At 30.7% G+C, this 22,203-nt stretch carries 27 protein-coding genes and 1 tRNA gene; 17 read left to right on the top strand and 11 right to left on the bottom strand.

The window, feature by feature from the left end; genetic code table 11:
- Positions 1-2 precede the first annotated feature (2 nt).
- Together ACOQOS_RS18480 and ACOQOS_RS18475 are read right to left on the bottom strand one after the other, a co-directional pair.
- On the bottom strand, positions 3-635 hold the full coding sequence (locus tag ACOQOS_RS18480; RefSeq protein ID WP_420571952.1) for a hypothetical protein: 633 nt from the start codon (positions 633-635) through the stop codon (positions 3-5).
- A gap of 10 nt (positions 636-645) precedes the next feature.
- Positions 646-1,194, bottom strand: a complete 549-nt coding sequence (locus ACOQOS_RS18475; protein WP_420571951.1) for a class I SAM-dependent methyltransferase — start codon at positions 1,192-1,194, stop codon at positions 646-648.
- 252 nt (positions 1,195-1,446) lie between these two features.
- Here ACOQOS_RS18475 and ACOQOS_RS18470 point away from each other — a divergent pair, with 252 nt between their 5' ends.
- The gene (locus ACOQOS_RS18470; RefSeq protein ID WP_420571950.1) at positions 1,447-1,626 is read left to right on the top strand and encodes a hypothetical protein; all 180 of its coding nucleotides are present in this window, start codon (positions 1,447-1,449) and stop codon (positions 1,624-1,626) included.
- 78 nt (positions 1,627-1,704) lie between these two features.
- On the opposite strand, the gene galE is transcribed toward ACOQOS_RS18470, so the two are convergent.
- Positions 1,705-2,730: a UDP-glucose 4-epimerase GalE gene (gene galE, locus ACOQOS_RS18465; protein WP_420571949.1), complete on the bottom strand. Its 1,026-nt coding sequence runs from the start codon at positions 2,728-2,730 to the stop codon at positions 1,705-1,707.
- A gap of 26 nt (positions 2,731-2,756) precedes the next feature.
- Positions 2,757-3,914: a DegT/DnrJ/EryC1/StrS family aminotransferase gene (locus tag ACOQOS_RS18460; protein ID WP_420571948.1), complete on the bottom strand. Its 1,158-nt coding sequence runs from the start codon at positions 3,912-3,914 to the stop codon at positions 2,757-2,759.
- Between the two features lie 158 nt (positions 3,915-4,072).
- Here ACOQOS_RS18460 and ACOQOS_RS18455 point away from each other — a divergent pair, with 158 nt between their 5' ends.
- Together ACOQOS_RS18455 and ACOQOS_RS18450 are read left to right on the top strand one after the other, a co-directional pair.
- Positions 4,073-5,251: a 3-deoxy-D-manno-octulosonic acid transferase gene (locus ACOQOS_RS18455; protein WP_420571947.1), complete on the top strand. Its 1,179-nt coding sequence runs from the start codon at positions 4,073-4,075 to the stop codon at positions 5,249-5,251.
- 138 nt (positions 5,252-5,389) lie between these two features.
- The gene (locus ACOQOS_RS18450; protein WP_420571946.1) at positions 5,390-5,836 is read left to right on the top strand and encodes a hypothetical protein; all 447 of its coding nucleotides are present in this window, start codon (positions 5,390-5,392) and stop codon (positions 5,834-5,836) included.
- 77 nt (positions 5,837-5,913) lie between these two features.
- Here ACOQOS_RS18450 and ACOQOS_RS18445 read toward each other — a convergent pair whose 3' ends face one another.
- The 3 genes from ACOQOS_RS18445 to ACOQOS_RS18435 all read right to left on the bottom strand — a co-directional run bounded on the left by ACOQOS_RS18445 (position 5,914) and on the right by ACOQOS_RS18435 (position 8,142).
- Entirely contained in the window at positions 5,914-7,401 is a 1,488-nt protein-coding gene (locus ACOQOS_RS18445) for a tail fiber domain-containing protein (RefSeq protein WP_420571945.1), read from the bottom strand.
- Positions 7,402-7,650: 249 nt separating this feature from the next.
- A complete protein-coding gene (locus tag ACOQOS_RS18440) occupies positions 7,651-7,842 on the bottom strand; it encodes a hypothetical protein (protein ID WP_420571944.1) in 192 nt (63 codons plus the stop codon).
- A 218-nt stretch (positions 7,843-8,060) separates the two neighbouring features.
- Positions 8,061-8,142, bottom strand: a tRNA-Leu gene (locus tag ACOQOS_RS18435).
- 109 nt (positions 8,143-8,251) lie between these two features.
- On the opposite strand from ACOQOS_RS18435, the gene ACOQOS_RS18430 reads away from it, so the two are divergent.
- A complete protein-coding gene (locus ACOQOS_RS18430) occupies positions 8,252-9,640 on the top strand; it encodes a dipeptidase (protein ID WP_420571943.1) in 1,389 nt (462 codons plus the stop codon).
- Between the two features lie 361 nt (positions 9,641-10,001).
- Here the strand turns inward: ACOQOS_RS18430 and ACOQOS_RS18425 are convergent, their stop codons facing one another.
- Genes ACOQOS_RS18425 through ACOQOS_RS18415 form a run of 3 tightly spaced genes read right to left on the bottom strand, consistent with a single transcriptional unit; the run spans position 10,002 to position 11,936 of the window.
- Positions 10,002-10,265, bottom strand: a complete 264-nt coding sequence (locus ACOQOS_RS18425) for a hypothetical protein (RefSeq protein WP_420571942.1) — start codon at positions 10,263-10,265, stop codon at positions 10,002-10,004.
- Between the two features lie 35 nt (positions 10,266-10,300).
- Positions 10,301-11,194, bottom strand: coding sequence for a tetratricopeptide repeat protein (locus ACOQOS_RS18420; RefSeq protein WP_420571941.1), 894 nt, complete (start codon positions 11,192-11,194; stop codon positions 10,301-10,303).
- Between the two features lie 16 nt (positions 11,195-11,210).
- Positions 11,211-11,936, bottom strand: coding sequence for a hypothetical protein (locus tag ACOQOS_RS18415; RefSeq protein ID WP_420571940.1), 726 nt, complete (start codon positions 11,934-11,936; stop codon positions 11,211-11,213).
- Between the two features lie 373 nt (positions 11,937-12,309).
- Here ACOQOS_RS18415 and ACOQOS_RS18410 point away from each other — a divergent pair, with 373 nt between their 5' ends.
- From ACOQOS_RS18410 to ACOQOS_RS18350, 13 genes are all read left to right on the top strand, one after another.
- Positions 12,310-12,480 (top strand): hypothetical protein, encoded by a 171-nt coding sequence (locus ACOQOS_RS18410; RefSeq protein WP_420571939.1) that lies wholly within the window; start codon positions 12,310-12,312, stop codon positions 12,478-12,480.
- A gap of 30 nt (positions 12,481-12,510) precedes the next feature.
- The gene (locus tag ACOQOS_RS18405) at positions 12,511-14,202 is read left to right on the top strand and encodes a tetratricopeptide repeat-containing sensor histidine kinase (RefSeq protein ID WP_420571938.1); all 1,692 of its coding nucleotides are present in this window, start codon (positions 12,511-12,513) and stop codon (positions 14,200-14,202) included.
- Positions 14,203-14,210: 8 nt separating this feature from the next.
- On the top strand, positions 14,211-14,879 hold the full coding sequence (locus ACOQOS_RS18400) for a response regulator (protein ID WP_420571937.1): 669 nt from the start codon (positions 14,211-14,213) through the stop codon (positions 14,877-14,879).
- 96 nt (positions 14,880-14,975) lie between these two features.
- Positions 14,976-15,212 (top strand): hypothetical protein, encoded by a 237-nt coding sequence (locus tag ACOQOS_RS18395; protein WP_420571936.1) that lies wholly within the window; start codon positions 14,976-14,978, stop codon positions 15,210-15,212.
- 253 nt (positions 15,213-15,465) lie between these two features.
- Positions 15,466-16,593 carry a hypothetical protein gene (locus ACOQOS_RS18390; RefSeq protein WP_420571935.1) on the top strand — a complete coding sequence of 376 codons (1,128 nt, stop codon included), beginning with the start codon at positions 15,466-15,468 and terminating at the stop codon, positions 16,591-16,593.
- Between the two features lie 222 nt (positions 16,594-16,815).
- The gene (locus ACOQOS_RS18385; RefSeq protein WP_420571934.1) at positions 16,816-17,241 is read left to right on the top strand and encodes a hypothetical protein; all 426 of its coding nucleotides are present in this window, start codon (positions 16,816-16,818) and stop codon (positions 17,239-17,241) included.
- 18 nt (positions 17,242-17,259) lie between these two features.
- Complete coding sequence (locus ACOQOS_RS18380) at positions 17,260-17,652, top strand: hypothetical protein (protein ID WP_420571933.1); 393 nt, start codon at positions 17,260-17,262, stop codon at positions 17,650-17,652.
- Positions 17,653-17,655: 3 nt separating this feature from the next.
- Entirely contained in the window at positions 17,656-18,921 is a 1,266-nt protein-coding gene (locus ACOQOS_RS18375) for an ABC transporter permease (protein ID WP_420571932.1), read from the top strand.
- A gap of 4 nt (positions 18,922-18,925) precedes the next feature.
- On the top strand, positions 18,926-19,831 hold the full coding sequence (locus ACOQOS_RS18370; RefSeq protein ID WP_420571931.1) for a hypothetical protein: 906 nt from the start codon (positions 18,926-18,928) through the stop codon (positions 19,829-19,831).
- Between the two features lie 95 nt (positions 19,832-19,926).
- Entirely contained in the window at positions 19,927-20,070 is a 144-nt protein-coding gene (locus ACOQOS_RS18365) for a hypothetical protein (protein ID WP_420571930.1), read from the top strand.
- 305 nt (positions 20,071-20,375) lie between these two features.
- Positions 20,376-20,507: a hypothetical protein gene (locus ACOQOS_RS18360; protein WP_420571929.1), complete on the top strand. Its 132-nt coding sequence runs from the start codon at positions 20,376-20,378 to the stop codon at positions 20,505-20,507.
- Positions 20,443-21,006, top strand: coding sequence for a hypothetical protein (locus ACOQOS_RS18355; protein WP_420571928.1), 564 nt, complete (start codon positions 20,443-20,445; stop codon positions 21,004-21,006). The genes ACOQOS_RS18360 and ACOQOS_RS18355 overlap by 65 nt, the downstream gene beginning before the upstream one ends.
- Positions 21,003-21,275, top strand: coding sequence for a hypothetical protein (locus ACOQOS_RS18350; RefSeq protein ID WP_420571927.1), 273 nt, complete (start codon positions 21,003-21,005; stop codon positions 21,273-21,275). The genes ACOQOS_RS18355 and ACOQOS_RS18350 overlap by 4 nt, the downstream gene beginning before the upstream one ends.
- Here ACOQOS_RS18350 and ACOQOS_RS18345 read toward each other — a convergent pair.
- Positions 21,255-21,773 (bottom strand): hypothetical protein, encoded by a 519-nt coding sequence (locus ACOQOS_RS18345; protein WP_420571926.1) that lies wholly within the window; start codon positions 21,771-21,773, stop codon positions 21,255-21,257. The two genes, ACOQOS_RS18350 and ACOQOS_RS18345, sit on opposite strands and share 21 nt — an antisense overlap.
- Positions 21,774-22,203: the final 430 nt, after the last annotated feature.

Here is a 22,203-nt window from a genome sequence, read left to right as displayed (position 1 = left end):
AATTATTTCTTCTCTTTTAGTTCTTTATTTTCTGCTTCTAAAGCTTTTATTCTTTTTTCTAATTGAATAACATGTAGGTATAGTTCTTCAATTTTTTCCATTTGTTTGACTTGCATTTTTCCGACTTCCATACCATTTTCTACAATATCTTTTGCAGCTGGTACATTTGGCAAATGCTTATTTTCTTGAATATAGGCGTCTACTTCAGAGAGTGACATTAAGTTATAATCACTTTCAAAAACATAATCTGGAAAAATTGGCGTTTTTACGCGTACTTCTGTAGCTCGTACTCTACCATCGCCAAAAACAACAAATGTATCGCTATATCCTGCCGATCCTGGTGGATCAAATAATACAGCAAAGGCTTTTGTGTTGGCTCGATTTACAGCACTTAGTACTCCAAATTGGAAATCTGTAGTGTGTGTCGTTTCAGATACAATTCCAACCTTCAAATTGTTGGCTCTCACATACAATTGTGTGTCATTCGGAGGATTTACGATTCCTATTCCCGTTCGTCCTGTCCTGTAAAGTTCACCTGTTGATGTTGACGTACCTGTCCACTGTTGAGCATTGATTTCTATCGAAAATAGCATTGCTATCGCCGATAATGTTAAAAATAAATTACTTGTTTTCATGTAAAAGTTTTTATTTGGTTAATAAATATGTTACTTGTTTGAAAAAGAGAAGAAAATCATAATATTCACTTTCTTCAATATGAAGGCCGTTGCGGTCAAAAACTTCCTTCCATTCTTTATCATTCATATTAGTGTGCGGATGCCCAATAAATTCCCAATTATTGATACTATCCGCAATGTAGGTGACATATTTTTGAAAAGTATTTTCATAGATATCCTCCATGATAATAACTTTTTTACCAACCCTTTTTGCTTCTTTTACTGTGATTTCTGGATTTTTGATGTGATGTAAAACAGTGATTATTTGTACGACATCAAAAGCATTATCTTCAAAAGGCAATGTAGTTCCATCATAAATAATGGGCGTTACCTCTTTGAAAGCAGATTTATTTGAAATATCCAAACCTGTGATATCATATCCAGCGTTACGAAGTTGCATATTTAATGCGCAATTACCACTTCCTATATCAAGAATCGTTTCGCCTTTTTTATAAAACTTAGTTAACCTGTTTAGTTTAATTTCAGCCTTATGGTAACACCACTTTTGGTATATATTCATCGGTTGGTTTTGGTATTTGTCGTATTAATCTTTAAATACTTACATCATTTTCAATCAAAAAAATGATTGCTTTTAAAATTTATTTTTAACACGACAAAACTAGCTTTATTTTTATATAAAGTTAAATTTTTCTTTTGTTAAAACTAAATAAACTAAGTAAGGCAAACCCGTAAATATTTCTTGTTAGTTTTTTTTTAATTTACTGATATTCTTGAGTTTACTCAATATTTTTTAACCAAAAAACTTTATATCATGAAAAAAAGAAATGTAACATCATTAAAACTTCGCAAAAATTCAATTTCAAAATTAGGACAAGAAAACATCAAAGGAGGAATTAAACTTACAAATACATGTACTTCTGTTATTGACGCTTGTCCTACAGCTTGGATTTGCCCATCAGATTTACCATGGAATTGTCCACTTCCATTCTAAGTTAACAATAGAACATAAAAAAAGAGCCGTGAATTAAAGATTTACGACTCTTTTTATTTGCTTGAATTTATAGCTAGTTTATTTGGCTTTTCTAATCTTCTGCTCCCATTTCCAAGCTGAAAGCATGGCTTCATCTAATGTAGAAGTTGCTTTCCAACCTAAAATAGTATTCGCTTTGGTCGTATCAGCATAAGCAGAAATTACATCGCCTTCTCTCCTTTTTACTACTCTATAGTTTAATGGCTGCTGACTGACACGTTCAAAACTTTCTATCACTTCCAATACCGAACTTCCTGTTCCTGTACCAATATTGAATACTTCAAATGAAGTTTCATGGTTGTTTTGGATTAACCTTTTGAGTGCTATTACGTGTGCTTTCGCCAGATCAACTACATGAATATAATCACGAATACAAGTACCATCTTCTGTAGGGTAATCGTTTCCAAATACTGATAATTCTTTTCGTAAGCCAATTGCAGTCTGCGTAATAAAAGGAACTAAATTTTGCGGAACTCCATCTGGCAATTCACCAATTTCAGTACTTTCATGTGCGCCAATCGGATTAAAATATCGCAATGAAATGACTTGTAAACCTTTGGCAATTTTAGCAGTATCCTGCAATATTTCTTCACCTATTTGTTTCGTGTTTCCATACGGCGAAAATGCTTGTTGAATTGGAGCATTTTCTGAAATCGGCATTGTTTCTGCCTGACCATACACGGTGCAAGAAGAACTAAAAATAAACGATATATTTTCTTTGTCCTGAATTTGCTGTAAAACCGTGATTAAAGTTGATATATTATTTTCATAATATAACAACGGATTTTTCACACTTTCTCCTACTGCTTTACTTGCGGCAAAGTGAATGATGCCTTCAATATCTTGATGTTTTTGAAAAAATAAAATCGTTGCTTGTTTGTCGCGTAAATCTAGTTTTTCGAAATCTGGCATGATTCCCGTGATTGTCTTTATTCCTTGCAATACATTTTCGGAAGTATTGGATAGATTGTCAATAATCACTACTTCAAATCCAGCTAATTGCAACTCTACCACAGTGTGAGAGCCAATATAACCTAATCCGCCAGTTACTACTATTTTTTTCAACCTTTAAAAATTCGAGAATATTAAATTTATCCGTTAACGAAATCTAATATCGTTTTTGTGATGAATACAATTTGCTCATCATCCAATTCTGTGTGCATTGGTAATGAAATTACTTCGTTTATCAACTGATTTGTCACAGGGAAATCTGCTTCATTATAACGCTCATCTTTGTAAGCTTTTTGGGCATGCAAAGGAATTGGGTAATAAACTCCACAAGGGATTCCATTTTCGTTTAAATGTTTGGCTAAAGCGTCTCTATCTACATCAATTACACGTAATGTATATTGATGATATACATGACAACTGCAATCGCCTTTATCTGGACTTCCACACAGTTTTGTTGTTTTGGGTGTAATAATTTTATCATTACCCTTTAATGCTTGGGTATATTTATGTGCTGCTATTTGACGTGCAGCATTGTATGCATCTAAGTTTGGAAGTTTTGCTCTTAATATTGTTGCTTGAATAGAATCTAAACGAGAATTTACTCCAACAACATCATGATGGTAACGTTTGTACATTCCATGGTTTACAATTCCTCTGATAGTATGTGCTAAATCATCGTCATTTGTAAAAATTGCGCCTCCATCTCCATAGCAACCTAAGTTTTTAGATGGAAAAAAAGATGTAGAAGCCACATGACCAATTCCTCCTGCTTTTTTCTTGCTACCATCTGCAAATGTATAATCGGCTCCAATAGCTTGCGCGTTATCTTCTATGACATATAAATTATGTTCTTTTGCAATCTCTAAAATCGCATCCATATTAGCGCATTGCCCAAACAAATGTACAGGAACAATCGCTTTTGTTTTTGGTGTGATTGCTTTACGGATCGCTTCTGGATCAATATTAAATGAATCTTTTTCTACATCAACCAGTACTGGAGTTAATTGTAATAAGGCAATTACCTCAACAGTTGCTGCAAAGGTAAAATCGGCAGTAATAACTTCATCTCCTGGTTTCAAACCAAGTCCCATCATTGCAATTTGCAATGCATCAGTTCCATTGGCACAAGGAATTACATGCTTTACGTCTAAATATTCTTCTAACTCTTTTTGAAATGCGTGTACTTCGGGTCCGTTTATGAATGCTGAAGATGCAATAACATCTAATACGGATTGATCAACTTGGTCTTTTATTTTTGCATATTGACCTTTCAGGTCGACCATTTGGATTTTCTTCATTCGTATCTTTCTTTTGTTCTAACAATATTACAAAATTGTACAACGATACCCAATGAATTTAAGGGAAAGAATGTATTTTAGCAACAAACTCATTGCTTTTGTATTTTATCTACAACATATTGGTTCACATTACAGGTTTTTTTCTTAAAATCATCGCATTGTTTAACACCAAAATTGGACTTTTTGTTTCAGGAAGAAAGACTGTTTTTAAAACCTTAGCAAATCAAATTTCAGCCAACGATAAGGTGATTTGGTTCCACACAGCTTCTCTAGGTGAATACGAACAAGGATTGCCTGTTTTAGAAGCTTTAAAAAAAGAGTATCCTGATCACACATTTTTACTCACTTTTTTTTCTCCTTCTGGTTATGAAGTTAAGAAAGATAGTGGTGTTGCAGATATTGTTACATACTTACCTTTAGATACTAAGGCAAATGCTCAAAAGTTTCTAAAACTTACACATCCTGAGTTAGTTATTTTTGTAAAGTATGAGTTTTGGCCAAACTATTTAGCTGCTCTAAAAAAACAAAATATTCACACCATTTCCATTTCTACTATTTTCAGATCTTCGCAAGCATTTTTTAGATGGTATGGCGGTTGGATGCGAAAATCATTGCATGCGTTTTATCATATTTTCGTCCAAGATGAAGCTTCAAAAAAACTTTTAAATGATATCAATTACTCAAATGTAACTATTAGTGGAGACACACGTTTTGATAGAGTTTTAGAAATTTTAGACCGTGATAATTCACTACCTTTTATAGAAACTTTCAAAGATAACACACCTTGTATTGTTATTGGAAGTAGTTGGCAAGAAGATGAAGCTATTTTTGTTCCGTTTATTAATGCTTCTACCGAAAACTGTAAGTACATTATTGCACCTCACAATATAAAATCTCAAGAAATTGAAAAATTAAAAAATCGTATTCACAAGCCTACTGTGCTGTTTTCTGAAATGGAAAAACAGCCGGATTTAAGTCAATTTGATGTTTTTATTGTGGACACTATTGGAATTTTAACAAAAGTATACAGTTATGCTGATATTGCATATGTTGGCGGCGGTATGGGAAGTACTGGATTACACAATACCTTAGAACCAGCTGTTTTTGGAATTCCTGTAGTTATTGGCAAACACTACTCAGGTTTTAAAGAAGCTGAAGATTTGGTACAACTTGGTGGCGTACTTTCGGTTACTTCTGAAGTTGAATTCAAAGAAACAACAAATCGACTGTTAAAAGACACTGATTTTAAAGCTACTACAAGCAAAATTAATCATGATTACGTTCACGCAAACGGAAATGCCAGTGTAATAATCATGAAATATCTTTCCCAACGATAAAAATTTTTCAAAAAAACACCTTTTATCTATTAAAATGATAATTTTATAGAATGTTAAAAAGATGTTAAAACATTCTTTGTGAATCCGTAAAAGAAACCTTAACATTGTCAATACAATTAACAATAAATAGACAAACAGATGAAAAAAGTAATTTTAAAAGCTGCTTTAGTTGTTGCTTTAGCGTTCGGAATGACTTCTTGTGAAGAAGTAAAAAAAGAAGGTGAAAAAGCTGCAGATAAAACTGAACAAGCAGTAAAAGATGTAAAAGACACTGCGAATGATGTTGCGAATGATGTAAAAGATGCTGCTAATAATGCAGTTGATGCTACTAAAGACGCTGCAAACGACGTAAAAGATGCTGCTAACAATGCTGCAAATAACGTAAAAGACGCTGCAAACGATGCTGTTGATTCTGCAAAGAAAGCTGCAAATGATGCAGTAGACGGAGCAAAAGACATGGCCAACGACGCAAAAGAAGAAGCTAAAAAGGCTGCTAATAATGCAAAAGATGCTGCTAACAAAACAGTAGAAGATGCAAAGAAAGCTGCTAAAGACTTAAAAGAAAAGGCTAAAGGAAATCACTAAGATTTTTATGTAAATACCATAAAAAGCTTCTCCAATGGAGAAGCTTTTTTTATATGCTAATTTTTAAGTCTGTAAATTTACTTTACTATCATTTTCTTAGAAACCATGATTTCTCCATTGGAAACTAAGCTGTAAATAAACATTCCTTTTCCTATTTCATTTGAACTTATAATTACCTGTCCTTTTTGACTTGATAATTGATAATCTCTCACAAATTTCCCTGAAAGATCAAAAACCGAGATCGTTGCTTTTGCATTTTCTGGCAACGTGTAATTAATCGTTGTTTGATCTGTAAAAGGATTTGGTCTGTTCTGTTCCATTGAGAAACCAATTTCTTTGATATCATCTTCTTTCTTAGCCAAGTTCTCTCTTTTTAATTCTTCTAGTTCTGTTTGTAAAGAAGTTACTTTTTCATTCATTTCTTTCAAACTTGAAGTCAATACAGAAATCATTCCAACATAGTTAACCGCTTTATAATCATATGTACCAGTTTGTTTGTTTTCTTTATCAAAAATTGGCTTATTGATTGTAGTTACCAATTCTGGAAAAACTTCTTCGAGATTTTGCGCCAAGAATCCATGTTGTAATCCTTGTGGAAGATTTAATTCGTCATTTTGCTTAAATGTATATGTAACTGCATCTAATTGTGATATCTTATCTAAAACGTTTTCCTCATCTTTAATATTTTCTTTTAATTGTTTATCTGAAACTGTAAATGTTCCTGTTACAAAAACATTACCATTAAAGTATCCTGCATATCTATTTGTAGATGTGGATGCGCTTCCATATATACCTGCTCCGAAACCAGTCGGTCTAGCACTCGTAGCTCCTGTAGAAATGATTCCTCGTACACCATACGTACTTCCCGTAGCACTTCCTGTAACAAATGCACTTAACCCATAGCTTTGGAATGCATCATTTATTCTAATGTTAACTCCTGTATCCGCATAAGCACCGCCACTACTACGAACATCTAAGCCGTTTTTAATGTAACATGAAAAATTATTAGTAGATTTAAATCCCGTAACAAAACCGCTTGAAGTTGAGTTATTTTCTGCCGTCACACCTGTACGATTACTTCCTACGTCTGTATAATCGACACCTATTTTTGTAGAATTTACAGTTAATGGAGTTCCAAAAAATGTTCTACCATCATTCGTCATTGTTGCAACCAACGTAGAATTTGTCGAAATAAAACTATTTGCAACTCTAAATTCTAAGTCAGTTCCTGAAGCAAAAGAATCACCGATCCACTGAATTCTTGGGTTGATATCACCTGTATCTTGATATCCCATTGTCAATGCTCTGTTTTTTAACTGAAAACGAAGTCCAAAAACATTTTGGCTTCCAGTACTCAATCTACCAATAGAAAACCATTGACTCGCATTAAAGTCAAAAGCACTTCCAGCGTCTAATTGCGTGACCAAGCCAGGGCCAAATCTAAACGTTTCTCCTGTTAATGGAGCTGGAGTTGTAATACTTGTTGCTACAGGACCAGAAGATTCATTTTGTCCTAATGCAAATACACTAAAAAGTAATGCGAAAATAAAAGTAACTTTTTTCATAATCTTAAATTTTTGGTTAATCTGTTTAAATATATCCATAAAAAGTTAAACAAAATTACGGTATAACCGTAAAACCACCTCTTTATCAGTTATTTAAAATATCTTCACTATGTAAAAAATTAAAAAATGCTCTTTGCAATTAGCTTAAAATCCTGAAAACATTCCACAAACTTATACTTCATAAAAAAAACGGACCGAAGTCCGTTCTTTTCTTTTAGCATCAATAATTCATTGACACTTTAGATATAACTATTTTTCACTATTGCAGTAATTTCTACAAGTATCATTTGTAAGATCTGTACAATTAGCACACGACCATAATGGACAAGTCATTGTATCTGGACAATCGTTTGTGTCTCTTGATAAACCTGCTTTAAAGCTTTCCAAATTAGATATTGATTTCTTGTTTAATGATAAACCTTTAGCGTTTTGTCTTTTCATGATATATAAGTTTTTGATTTAATAATAACTCGAAACTATAAAATCAACATATTCAAGAAAAACAGTAATACTCGTAATTTATATATCTAGGGAAAAATACCTCTTGTAGTAATCGATATTTATATATTACGATTCCTTCATAGAAAGTTTGTTTTAGAATGCTAATAGAAGAACAATAAAAAAAGCCAAGATTCTTAAATCTCAGCTTTTAGTTTCTGTGCGGGTGAAAGGACTCGAACCTTCACGCTGTTAGGCACTAGATCCTAAGTCTAGCGTGTCTACCAATTTCACCACACCCGCAAATGTGGCTGCAAATATAAAGAAGATTTTTAATATTCAAAGCAAGTGACGCTTATTTTTACTTCTTTTTTTAGTACTTTTGAGTATCTAGATAAATTCAATATACTTCATGAATACTATAAAATCTTATGTTGAAACACATAAAAATCGTTTCATAGATGAACTCATCGAACTTTTAAAAATCCCATCAATCAGTGCTGATCCTGCTTATACTCAAGATGTTATTGACACTTCAGCAGCAATTAAAGCTAGTTTAGAAAAAGCTGGTTGTGATCATGTCGAAATTTGCGAAACTCCAGGATATCCTATCGTATATGGACATAAACATATTTCTGACGACTTACCTACTGTTTTAGTGTATGGACATTATGATGTACAACCGCCAGATCCATTAGAACTTTGGGAAAGCGGTCCTTTTGAACCTATTATCAAAAAAACAGATATTCATCCAGAAGGCGCTATTTTTGCTCGCGGAGCTTGTGATGATAAAGGACAAATGTACATGCATGTTAAAGCATTGGAGTTAATGAACGAAACTGACCAATTGCCTTGTAACGTAAAGTTTATGATTGAAGGTGAAGAAGAAGTTGGTTCTGAAAGTCTTGCTTGGTTTGTAGAACGCAATCAAGAGAAACTTGCCAATGATGTAATCTTAATTTCTGATACAGGAATGATTAGTAATACGCAACCTTCTATCACTACGGGCTTACGTGGATTAAGTTATGTAGAAGTTGAAGTTACGGGTCCAAATCGAGATTTACACTCTGGATTGTATGGTGGCGCTGTAGCAAATCCAATTAATATATTATCTAAAATGATTGCTTCATTACATGACGAAAACAATCACATCACAATTCCTGGTTTTTACGACAAAGTAGAAGAATTATCTGCTGCAGAACGTGCAGAAATGGCAAAAGCGCCTTTTTCTTTAGAAGCATATAAAAATGCCTTAGATATTGATGCAGTTTACGGTGAAACTGGTTATACTACTAACGAACGTAACTCTATTCGCCCTACACTTGATGTAAATGGAATTTGGGGCGGATATACTGGCGAAGGTGCTAAAACGGTTATTGCTAGTAAAGCATATGCAAAAATTTCGATGCGCTTAGTTCCAAATCAAGAATGGAAAGAAATCACAGAATTATTTAAAACACATTTTGAAAATATTGCTCCTGCTGGTGTCACAGTAAAAGTAACACCTCATCATGGCGGACAAGGATATGTAACACCAATTGATAATATCGGATATCAGGCAGCTAGTAAAGCTTACGAAGATACCTTTGGTGTTCCTGCCATTCCGCAACGTTCTGGAGGAAGTATTCCTATTGTTTCACTCTTTGAAAAAGAATTAAAAAGTAAAACAATTTTAATGGGATTTGGTTTAAATAGTGATGCTATTCATTCACCTAATGAACATTTTGGAATTTTCAACTATCTCAAAGGAATTGAAACGATTCCATTGTTTTATAAATATTTTACAGAACTTTCTAGGTAAAACACATACTTCAAAATCCGCTCTCAGTAGCGGATTTTTTTATGAGCGTTTCCTAGTGTGAAGCTTTCACTCCGTGCAGCATACACAAGGTCAGGCTTTCAGCTATTCCTGTTTTAATTAAGAAACCACAATGAGCTGATAATTAAATATTTGTGATTAATATTGTAATTCAGGAACAGGTGAAACGTATTCGTTTGTGTATTCTTTATTGATTAATAATACGGCTCAAAAATATAGATAAAACTTCAAAAAACCTCTAATTTATTAGGAATTAAATAACTACTTAAAAATTACATAAGTGTATTTTAGTTTTTGAACTGACATAATTCCTATTTTTATTATTCAATAGTTAATCAATATATCAAAGCTCTTTTCCTTGTGTGAATTTCAAGTTTGATAGCTCCATCTCCATTTTTCTATATTTTCTTGACTTTGAAGCAATAAGAAATAAACCAACAATAAAAAGAGCGATGCTTATAAGTAATACTAAAAAACCAGCAGTTTTTAATTCATTTTTCTGAAAAGCCTTCATATTATCAAATTCCGAGACAGCTAATAGCAGTACTCCATAAGAATTCATTAAAAAGCTTACGATTGTTAGTATGATTCCAATTATTTTTTTCATGTTTATAATGTTTTTAAGATTAATGATTTCAAGTTTTAATTGCATTCTATCGTGTAGACTTTATATGGAATATTAACGATTCCGCATACTCCGCTATGATGAGAGCATGCGCCTCTTCCTGAAGCAGAACTGGTTGTACCGTCACAACATTTAGTCCGCTGATAATATCTTGTTTTAGCTGTGAGTTCTCTGTATTCACGGCAGGCTTCTTCATTACCTAATTCCATCGATTTTTTGAAATACAACTTTGCTTTTCTTTTATTGAGTAAGTTTAAGTAAGAAATTCCAAGATTATATAAGAAAAGATCATTGTTTGGCTCTGCTTTGACTGCTTTCTTAAATTCAGCTAATGCGTTTTTATTTTTGTGCATTATTGAATATAAAATACCAATCCGATTATTAAATCGCCCTATTTTCTTATATTCATTACTTAATTGCCTATATAGATGAATAGTTTCTAATGTGTCGCCGATAACTAAATATTTTTCGGCAGCATATTCCATAATTTCTATATGTTTTATAGAATCGTTTTTATAAAGTTTTACTTCTTCTTTCAATAACTCTTTAGCTTTTTCTTTTTGATCATGTTGTATATCCCAATTTATTAATTCTTTTATTCGAATATTTTTTACAGAGTCAGTCTTAGCAAATGTTAAAGTTCGTTTGAAGTCTTCTTCACTATGTAGTGTATCTTGCAATTCATACAGAATCTTTCCACGAAGTTCATAATATTCTGTATTAGTGCTGTCTCTTTCTATTATTTCATTAATAAGTTCTAAAGCTTCTTTATATTCACTTAATCTATATTTTAAGGAAGCATCTGCGTATATTTCATTTTGTGGCTTTGAAATAAGATTTCCAATAATACTAAGTATAAAAATTAGTCCAATTACAATAAGACAACCTTTTCCATTTTTCTTTTTTGTCATTATCTAAGTGTTATGATTATTGATTGATGTTAGTGATAGAATCTGTAGTACATATATGATTTTCAATCATATAATTTGTTATGTGTTTGAGGGACTTTCCTGTTTCAGGATGTAAGCCGTGATATGTAAAATATTGTAGTTCTTTTTTATAATTTTTACCGTACCAAATATTTACAGAACCATCAGATTTATAAAACTTCGTAGTATCGCAGTCAACAGTTACTTTTTTGAAATGTTTGTATAAATCTTCATCATAACGTTTTAGTTGTTTAAAATCATATTTATCTAGATCAAAATCTACTTTTATATATTCTGTGCCATTCCAAACCATCCACCGTTGTCCAGTAATCTCAAAACCAGTATAGGTTGTTATCAATGCAAATACAACAATCATATAATATTTATATTTTTTTAGAATACTAATAGTTGTCGAATTATCATTGTCATCTATGGTAATAGTAGTAGGTTGCTGTATTTGACTCTTCTTTACAAAGTCTTCATAATTATCAAAGCCTAAATATTTTGCAGTTTGATTTAACAAATCTGTTTTAGGATTTGCAGCCTGATTTCCTTTGTTTTCAATGAATTGTTCATAGTAACGAGAAAACGTAATCCTATTCACTCTAAAACCTAATTGTTCTTCAAATATTTGCTCTAGATACGTAGCTATTCCATTTTTAGTTTTCCTTCCGCTGTGCTGTTCTGCTTTTTTAAAAGCTTCTAAGAATAGTTTTTTTATCATAAAAGTTGGTGTTAGTGTTTATCATAAGTCCAACATGAATTACACATAATATCTTCATCAATGTTTATACATAATTGACTACATATTGAGCAATTTGTGTTGACTGTTTTCCTTCATTTTGTTTGTTCATTTGCTTCAGAGTTTAAAGATGACCTTACCCGCAATAAGGTTTGCGGATTAAACTCAAAATGAAGCTGAGAACTAAAATTGTATTGCTAAGGGAAGTTTGCACACTTCTTTAGTTTTCAATCTTCTACTTCCCGAAAATCGGAGAGACGTCTCCTCATTTTTTAACGTGCGGTTTGTCTGCAATACATATCTGAACAACAACTTCGGACAGCCACACTAGTATCAATTTTTTAAACAAAACAAAATGAAGAAAATATATTTAGTTGCGCTCGTGGTTTTCCACATTATAGGATTTCAATCATGCACACCAGAAGCATTAAACGAAACAGATGTAATACAAGCATGCTGCGGTGATGAGGGCGAAATACCACCACCTCCGCCACCGCCACCGCCAGGAGATGGATTAGGAAATTAATTCATATAATAATTTTAGTATTTTAGAGGAATGAAAAATAATACAAATTCATTCCTCTTTTTTGTTCTCATAGTATGCTTTTTCTTTCTAGGAAATGAAAAAATAATTGGGCAGAATAGTACAGATAGCATTCCTTATTATGTTGATAAAGTTCAAAATTTTAAAACTGTTGAAGAGTTAAAAAGAGCAAAAGTCTTTTTTGAAGCAAAACTTGAAACTACAAAAGTAGATGATCCCTATGTGCTTTATTTTAAGTACAATCTTGCAAGTATTGAGAAAAATATGGGTGATTACATAGAAGCAGAAAACCTCTTAGTATCTATCTTAAAAGAAATTGATTTACTTCCTAACTCAAATTATAAAACACAATATCAACGATCAGTCCTAAATTTATTAGGTAATATTTACAGAGAACAAAAGAATCAAGAAAAAGCAATTGAATTATATGATAGAGCATTAGAAAAGGCAAGATCAGCACAAGACAGCGCAATCATTTTTAATAATAAGTCTAATATCTATAGAGATTTTGAAGAAATACAAAAAGCTAAACAAGAACTATTAAGCGCATATCATCTTTTTCCAAGGTTTAAAGATACACTTGAGCAAGCTAGAATACTAGATAACTTAGGATTCATCTATACTAAACTAGATAGTACTGCTTTAGGATTAAAATTTATAAAGAAAGGGTTAAAACTTCGTCAGGAAGTAGGAACCAATACTGAAATTTTTGCTAGTTATCAAAAGCTGATGAAATACTATAAAAATCAAAAAAATGATTCACTATCAAAACTTTATGCAGACAAAGCTTATGATCTTAGTTTAAAAATTAAAACACCTGATGTTAGAGAGAAAGCACTAGGTATGTTAATTGAATTTAATATAGATCCTAAGGTTAGAGAATATAAAAAATTAAGTGACAGTCTATATAGAATAAAATCTTTCGAGAGTAATAAATACGCAATGTTACAATATGATAGTTCTAAAAAGTTTGAAAGTGCAATATTGAAAGAAAAATTAGAGAAAAAGAAACAAGAGCGTAAAGCTCTAATATATGCGTTCCTAGGTGGATTTATATTTGTGATTTCTATTTTACTTATAATACTTCAACGAAACCGCAACAAACGACACACAATTGAACAAGTTCACAAAACTGAACGTAATTTTTCCAAAAAAGTACATGATGAATTAGGGAATGATATTTTCTATTTAATGAACCAATTACAGATGAATCCAGCTTCGTTATTAGAAAAAGAAGGTATGCAAATATTAAATGATTTGAACGGTATTTATGAAAAAGCTAGAGATATTTCTAAAAGATATACTTCTATACATACAGACAAAGGGTATCATGATGAATTATTATCATTATTAAATTCTTATGGTAGCGAAACTACTAAAATTGTGACTAAAGAGGTTACTTCCGATTTTTGGGATGCCGTATCTAAACTAAAAAAGGAACAAGTATATAGGGTACTACAAGAGTTACTTACAAACATGAAAAAGCATAGCAAAGCTACTTTAGTTGGAGTAACCTTTACAAAAATTAAAAAACAAATCATTATCAAGTATGTTGATAATGGAAAAGGTGCGACAAGAGAACAACTTTCAGTAAAAAATGGTTTGGGTAATGTGGAAAACCGCATCGAAGAGATGAACGGAACTATTACTTTTGATACGAGTCCTGATAATGGATTTAAAGCAGAAATACGATTTATCCAATAGTTTAGTTTATGAAATTTAAAAAAGTTTTAGTTGCAGAGGATACAGAAAGTAATAACATAGGATTAGTTTATAAACTCAAAGAATTAGGTATAGAGACAGTAGAGTCGTCTCAGTCCTGTGATAATGCGTTTTTAAAAATAAAGAAAGGGATTTATGAAAAAGAACCTTTTGATGCATTAATCAGTGATTTGTCTTTTGATATTAATACATCTAATCCTAAAATCACTACAGGGGAATCACTCATTACTGAAGTAAAAAAAATACAACCAACCATAAAAATTATTGCGTTTTCGGTAAATAATCAACAAAGTATCATCAAATATCTAATGAGTGAAATAGGTATTGATAGTTATGTCTGTAAAGGATTAAACGGAACTAAAGAACTTCTAAAAGCGATAGAAGCTGTTCAGAATGAGCAAACTTATTTATGTCCAGTTTCTAATGCAACGTTACAAAATAAAAATGTTTTTCAGTTGGATGATTATGAGAAACAATTACTACAATTAGTAGCTCGCGGTTTAAAACAAGATGCCATTGCTGATTATTTTAAATCAAAAAATATTACACCAAATAGTAGACGTTCCGTTGAGGATCGTTTAAGTAAACTTCGTGACAACTTCAACGCAAATACAACTTCACAACTTATTTATCTAGCACAGAGTTTAGATCTTATTTAAAGTTTTTCAACTTTATTTTTTCTTACCGTGGATTTCCACAAGTGATTGATTCATAATCAGGTTAAGTTTGAACTATTAAACTTAAAAATACAGGTTATGAATGATACTTATAAATATTACTTCAAAGTTGGTAATGTAATAGTTCATGGAGGAATTACAAATAATTTAGTAAGAAGAGAAATAGAGCATAGAAACTCTGGAAAGTGGAGTTTGTATAATGGAGGAAGATTGTATTGGAAAAATGGTCATATACTCCAAGTTGGAAGAAAAACAACAAGACAAGCCGCCTTAAGATGGGAAAGAGAAAATGGTTATGGAGCTAATCAAAATTGATAATAAAAAATAAACAAATTTAATATGACTTTATATAAAAATATAGGAAGAGACTCAGGAGTAAGATCTTACCAAATTCAAAGTAATACTATTTCAGTTACGTTCACATCAGGGGTTACGTATGTTTATAATTATGGGAGTGCAGGAAAAGAACATATAGAGAATATGAAGGAACTAGCCCAAAATGGAAGAGGTTTAAATAGTTACATAAATAAGTATGTTAAAAATAGGTACTCTAAAAAGTTTTAAAAAAATGAGACATTATCATTTATCATGCATCTTATTTTTTTTCAAAATCAATGTGCTTCTTGCTGTTAATCCTGTTGACGTAACAAGTCTAAGTATAAAACTTTCTTTCCAACAAACAATAGATCATTACTACTCATTTGATGAAGGAGATGAAATTATTTTCAATTTAGAAATGATAAAAGGTAGACATATAAAAAGTATAGAAATTACAGCTTTGCCTTCAAATATTTTATTATCAGAGTTTAAAACCAAAAAACTTGTTAATCAAAGAATAAAAGTAAAAAAGAAATGTGTAGTTAGATTTCGTTTTTACAGTTCTTCGATAACTAAAAGAGTTTGTAGAGTTAAAATACAACGCATACCTTCTGACGCTTCAAAAAACAATTTTAATACAGATTGGAAATGGAAAGTAATAAGAGATACTACGTATGTTAATTACTCTGAAGACAGCCTTACGGGTTACACTACAATACATTTTAAAGAAAAAAAAAGAGAATTAAAAGGAGAGAAACTAGAAGAGATTTTAGTTTTTGATAAATCTCAAAAGGTACATTCTTGCTTTAAGGGGAATAATAGAACGTATTTAAAAGTTGGTTTACCAAGATTAACTAATACAGAATTTAGAGAAGAAAGACTTGTGTCTTGGGCATATTGGGTAGGAGTTGGAGAAGAATCACAAAATGCTTATCAAGACAACCTAAAAAGTATTAAAAATGTAACAAAAAGTGTCGCTAGTTATTACACAACCCCTTTAGGCGCATTAGCAATTGGGGAAATAACAAACCTTATACTACCAAACATAGGAGAAGATGTTCAGTATTATTTTATACGTGATTATGAGAATACTCAGCTTTTTTTAAACGAGAAACAGTTTTTACAATTTGATATGGGAAAAGGGCGTGCTGCTTATGGCAGAAGTGATAGGTTTCCTGAAGGAGATTTTTATATAGCACTATCTAATGATAATAAAATAACTCCCATAAATGTAAACGTAAAAGTAATTGCGATGAAACAAATACAACTATATGAAGATGTTGTATACAATAGGGAACGAAAAGAACCTCAATATGTAACATTATACAAAACTAGAATGAAGATTAATGAAACGAAAATCAGAATTCCTGTTGAGTAGTTATGAAACAACTTCATTACATCATTTTTTCTTTATTGTTTCTAATATATTCTAATGCAATATCACAGACAGTTTATACCACAAAAACTGGAAAGAAGTATCATAGATCTTATTGTAAATATTTAAAGTATTCCAAAAAAGAAATAAAATTAACTAAAGCTCTTTCCTTTGGTTATAAAGCTTGTAAAGTATGCAAGCCCAAATCAAAGACTAGGAAAGTTAATGACTCTATCATTCAAACCATTTCTAGTAAACCAAAAAATAAAACTTCAACATCAATCAAGAGAAGCTACTCCGTTCAATGTTCAGGACGAACAAAATCAGGAAGAAGATGTAAACGAAAAACTAAAAATGCTAGCGGAAGATGCTGGCAACATTAAATTAACCAATAAAATATTTAAAAGAATGAAAAATCTAAAAATAGTATTAATCACGTTAAGTTTTATCAGTTTGTTAGCATGCTCTAGTACAGATGATTCTATTGATACAGATCTAGGAACTACAGGTAGTTCGTCTGATGTAGATACAGAAATAAAGTGTGGTTTTCATAATGGAAACCAACTATGGAAAGGACCACAAGGCGGTTGTTATTATTATAATAGCAGTGGAAATAAGACTTATGTAGATAGGGATGAATGTGATTGTTAATTCTAAAAATTATACCAAATGATAACAAATGAATTAAAAAGTCATTTTTTACGACTCTATCAAATAGCATTTGCCGATGATGAATTTGATATACTAGAATTGCAAATGCTATATAAGTTTGCAGAAGAGAGAGGAATTTCTAAAGAACAGTTAAATCATATTTTATTGAACCCATCTCATGACTCTTCAATACCCGAATCACTTGAAAAAAGAATAGAATACTTATATGATTTAGCACTTATGGTTTGGGCAGATGAGAAAGTAACAGATGATGAATATATCTCATTAAAAAAGTATTGTAAAAAATTTGGCTTTGTAGAGGAAAATATTTCAGAAATAGTTGACTATTTACTGGATTGTGCTAGGAAAAATGTTTCCAAAGAAGAAATTATAAAAGCTATTAACTCTTAAATTATGAAGTCAATAAAAAACTTATTCAAATTAAAGAATAGCTCATCGACAGTTTTGGAAAGTGAGAATACAGAGGAAGCTAGAGAGCAATTGCGTATCACATATTATCAAAGCGGTTATGGAGCTTCAAAGAAAGCTTCGGGTGGCTCTATAACTTTTGGTGTCGGATTGAAAAATTTATATAACAGTTTTGAGAACTTATGTAGGAAACAATTGAACGAACAAAAAATTTTAAAGCAACCTTATATAGAAGACCAGGAGAAACAGCAAACAGAATTAAAAAAACGAGAAACTGCTATTTCGATTTATGAAGGGCAAAAGCAAAAAATCATTGAAAATATTGATAATTATAAATATGCAATGATCAATGTAAAACAAAACCCTGAAAATTATGGAATAGAAACGGATAAGAGACCACAAGCTCAGTTTTATATAGGATTGTTGTTACTAATACCAATTACGATATATTTATTTGTTTTTTATATATCAGCATCTTACTCTTCATTTTTTAAAAATTTTGAAACAGATAGCTTGAGCGCTGCAATTTTTGATGGAAATGCTTTCACGAAAGCATTATCCGATGGTTGGTTAGAGGCATTGTTTGTGGGGACTATACCTTTCGTATTTATGGGGTTAGGGTATCTTATTCACATGTTTCAAAAAAGTAAAAAAACGATATCCTATGTAAAACTAGCAGCTTTATTTGTACTAACATTTGTATTTGATATTATTCTAGCTTACTTAATTGAAAAGAAGATATTTGATTTTGAACGTGTTTTAGGAGAAACATTTTCTCCTTCTGTAGCCTTGAAAAGTGTAAACTTTTGGGGAATCATCTTTGCAGGATTCGTAGTATATATAATTTGGGGATTGGTCTTTGATTTTGTCATGAAAGAACATGAAAACGTTGATAAAATAAAAGCATTCATTCGAAATAAAAAACAGGAAATAAGAAACGAGTTAGAAAAGAAAGATAAATTATTAATACAGATAGATACGATTAAACAAGAAATTACAGCTATCCAAGGACAAATATCAGAATTACAATCAAAGATAGACGGTTTTGTTTTTCCTGTAAAAGAATATCTACACTATCACTATCAATATAAAGAAGGTTGGTTCCAAGCAATTAATGTAGAAATAGCATTACCAAACAGTGAAAAAAACGAATTAAAATTACGTTGTGAAGAAGTTTCTAGTCAGCATTTAGCTGAATTACAAATAAGTGAAGTAATGAATCATCAACAATTAGTATTTACTAAAAACTAAAATTATGAGAAATAAATTATTAATCGTTGCACTTATTTCTATGTTATTGAATTTATCATGCGTTGATGATCGTAAAAATAATAAAGTTGATGCGGAAATAATAAAATCGAAATCGACAACTACTAAAAGTGAAAATTTAAACATTAGTTTCTTATTAGACTTATCAGATAGAATAAACCCAAAAAAATATCCCAATCCTTCGATGGAATTTTACTTGAGAGATATTGCTTATATTAAATCTGTATCAGATGCTTTTATTACACACCTAAAACAAAAAAAGGTGAGGAGAATGAATGATAAAATACAATTGTATTTTGATCCAGAACCCAAAAATCAAGACATAAATACGATATCACATTCCTTACGGTATGAAATTACTAGAAAAACGGCTACGAAAGATATTTTGAAAGAAATTGAACAAGCTTATAGTACAAAACCTCAGAAAATATATGAAGCGGCAATTAAAGACGCTACATATGTAGGTTCAGACACTTGGCGATTTTTCAAAAATAAAGTAAATGACTTCTGTATTTTGGAAGACCATCGTAATATCTTGATTATACTTACTGATGGATATATCTATCATGAAAACACTCAATTAAAGGAAGGAAATCTAACTTCATATTTAACGCCACAACTGATAAGAAAGTATCGCTTGAATGACGAAAAATGGAATGAAAAAATAATGTCAAAAGGCTATGGTTTCATACCAACAAATGAGAACTTACAAAAACTTGAAGTACTTGTTTTGGGAATTAATCCAGATGAAAAAAATCAATATGAAGAAGATGTAATTTATAAATATTGGAAAGATTGGTTTAAAACGATGCAAGTGAATCGATATGAAATAAAAATGGCAGTATTACCTTCTAATATGAACAAAATCATAAAAGACTTTATACTTAATTAATCTATTCTAAACTGTTTTTAGCTGTGAAATTCCACAAGGGTATAACTATACACAGTCAGTACCTTTGTGAGGTATAATTTAAAAAATATATAATCATGGCAGTAAAAAACACAACAACAGAAGAAGTACATTATGGAACTAAAGGAGGAGAAACTGGATGTGGTTTTGACACTTCAGGAAGTAATTGGATTACTAGTTATACTAGTATTACTTGTGAAAAAAAAGGTTGTAAAGATTAATTAAAAAAGTCTTTTAAAACATAAAGTCTTGTAGAAATTTCTACAAGACTTTTTTTATATTTTTAAGTTAAACCTATAATATAGCCTCCTTTCTTACTACAAGTTAGATTCTATTTTTACTAAAACTATCTCAATTTTACGGTTTAACCATATTACCATTGTAAACATTTTATTACTTTCGTTATACTTCCCTTAAGCTTTTATATCATTATTATAACTATCCGCTAATTTTTTAGATGGAATAGTAAATCAAAGAAAGATTATAGTAATTTTCTTATTGAATTTTAATTAGAAAATCTATAATCATGAAAAAGTTATTTGTATTTATTGCATGTATATCAATCTTTGCATGCACACCAACAAGTGTTGACAATGAAACAGAATATTTTGGAATCGACAAAGACAAAGTCGAAACACCAACTACAAGAGGAAATTAAAAAATCAAAAAGGATTTTTAGATATGAATTTTTGGGTAATATGCTCATCATTTTGAGCGGTGTGTTACCCTTTATTCATGTGGCTATTCCAGATAGACCATTAGAAGAGAAATTTTTTGGGTATACAAGTGTACACCGTTTTCTATATTCTGTAGGAACACATGGTAGCTTACTTTTCTTATCATTAGGAATATTTGTTATAATAGCTATTTTAATGAAAAAAGAAGATAACAATTTATCGTTAAGATATTTACGCCTTAGCCTGTATTCCCCCTTTTTATCAGCTCTGTTCTTTGTTAGTTGGGTATTTATTCCTCAAATAAATTATAACCTTTTGGCTTATGTATTCTTTGCAGTTACAATAGTAATAATTGGAATTTTTGCTTTATATAAAGTAAAAGAGTATCTGCAATATCTCAGACAAATTCATGATTACAGAGAAATGCTATTGAATGAAGGTTTGGAATTTGTAAATCATAAAATTGATGAGAAGTTGTGAAAAAGAATAAGAGATTAGCACTACGAATCAATAAATTCAAGCAAGAATTAAATAAATATAAATCAGGGAATTTAACAGATAAGGAATTCAGTAAATTACTGTTGAGTGAAATAGACTTTGTAAAAAAAGATGTGATTGAAATTTACGAAGCTGAGCTAAAAAAAGATCAAAAGGAAATAGAGATTTTAAAATCTATCAAACATAAAATATTAAATAACATACATTTAGAACAAAGAGAAAAAGAATTATTATTGACTATTATTGGATAAATTCTGTATGTCTTCTTTCAATTTTTGAATATACAGTTCAGATACGGTTTTATCAATAATAACTTTTATAATTTCATTTTTGAGCAAGCGATCCTTGTGTTTTGCAAAGTATAAAGCGAATTCATCATCAGAAATTTTTGAAAACAGATTATCTACTTCATTTGTAACTACATCTTTAGTGCTAATAAACATGTTTCCTTTACCATGTATTAGCCATTCTTCATTTAAATTTGGAATTTCTTTTTTAATACTATAGAGAATAGAATCGCTAATAGGTTTACGCCCTGTAATCATCATAGAAATATAATTAGCGTTCACATCTATCTTGGTTGCAAATGACTTGTTAGAGTCATTATTTGCAATTATTAATTCCTTAAAACGCTTTCCAATTTCTGACATACTAAAAAAAACAAACAACTTTTGTTGTTTTAATATAACTTTATTTATATATTTGATTCGTAATTCAACTAAAAAGGTATTACTAAAGTTATTTTTCATTGTTGCCTGGCTAATTAAAATTCAAAAAACAAAAGACAATGATAATACTATTTTAGTCTGAGTACTATTAAAAGTTCCAAGATAATAAAAAACTAAAATAATACGAGTGTTATTTGTGTATTAAATACATGGGTATTCACCTAGAATAATAAGAAGAGTTCTCCTATGTTTCACTTTTTTCATGGTTCTTTATTGGTATCCAAAGTATATAGATTTTCCTATTTCCCTAAAACTGTATTGCAATTCAATTTTAGAAAATGGGCGTAGCCGAAAACCCTTTACGAGTAGGCACATTAATTTATATTTTATGAAAAACCTAGTTAACAACTTAACGGATTATGGTTAATAAATATGGAGAGTAATTTCGATATAATATACCTAAAACCTAAATATAACTGATCCCTCGTAAACTATCATTTATGATAAGTTT

Source organism: Kordia sp., assembly GCF_965224175.1.
Lineage (GTDB): Bacteria > Bacteroidota > Bacteroidia > Flavobacteriales > Flavobacteriaceae > Kordia.
The sequence above is the reverse complement of the archived record's forward strand: the minus strand, read 5'-3'. Positions and strand labels throughout refer to the sequence as shown.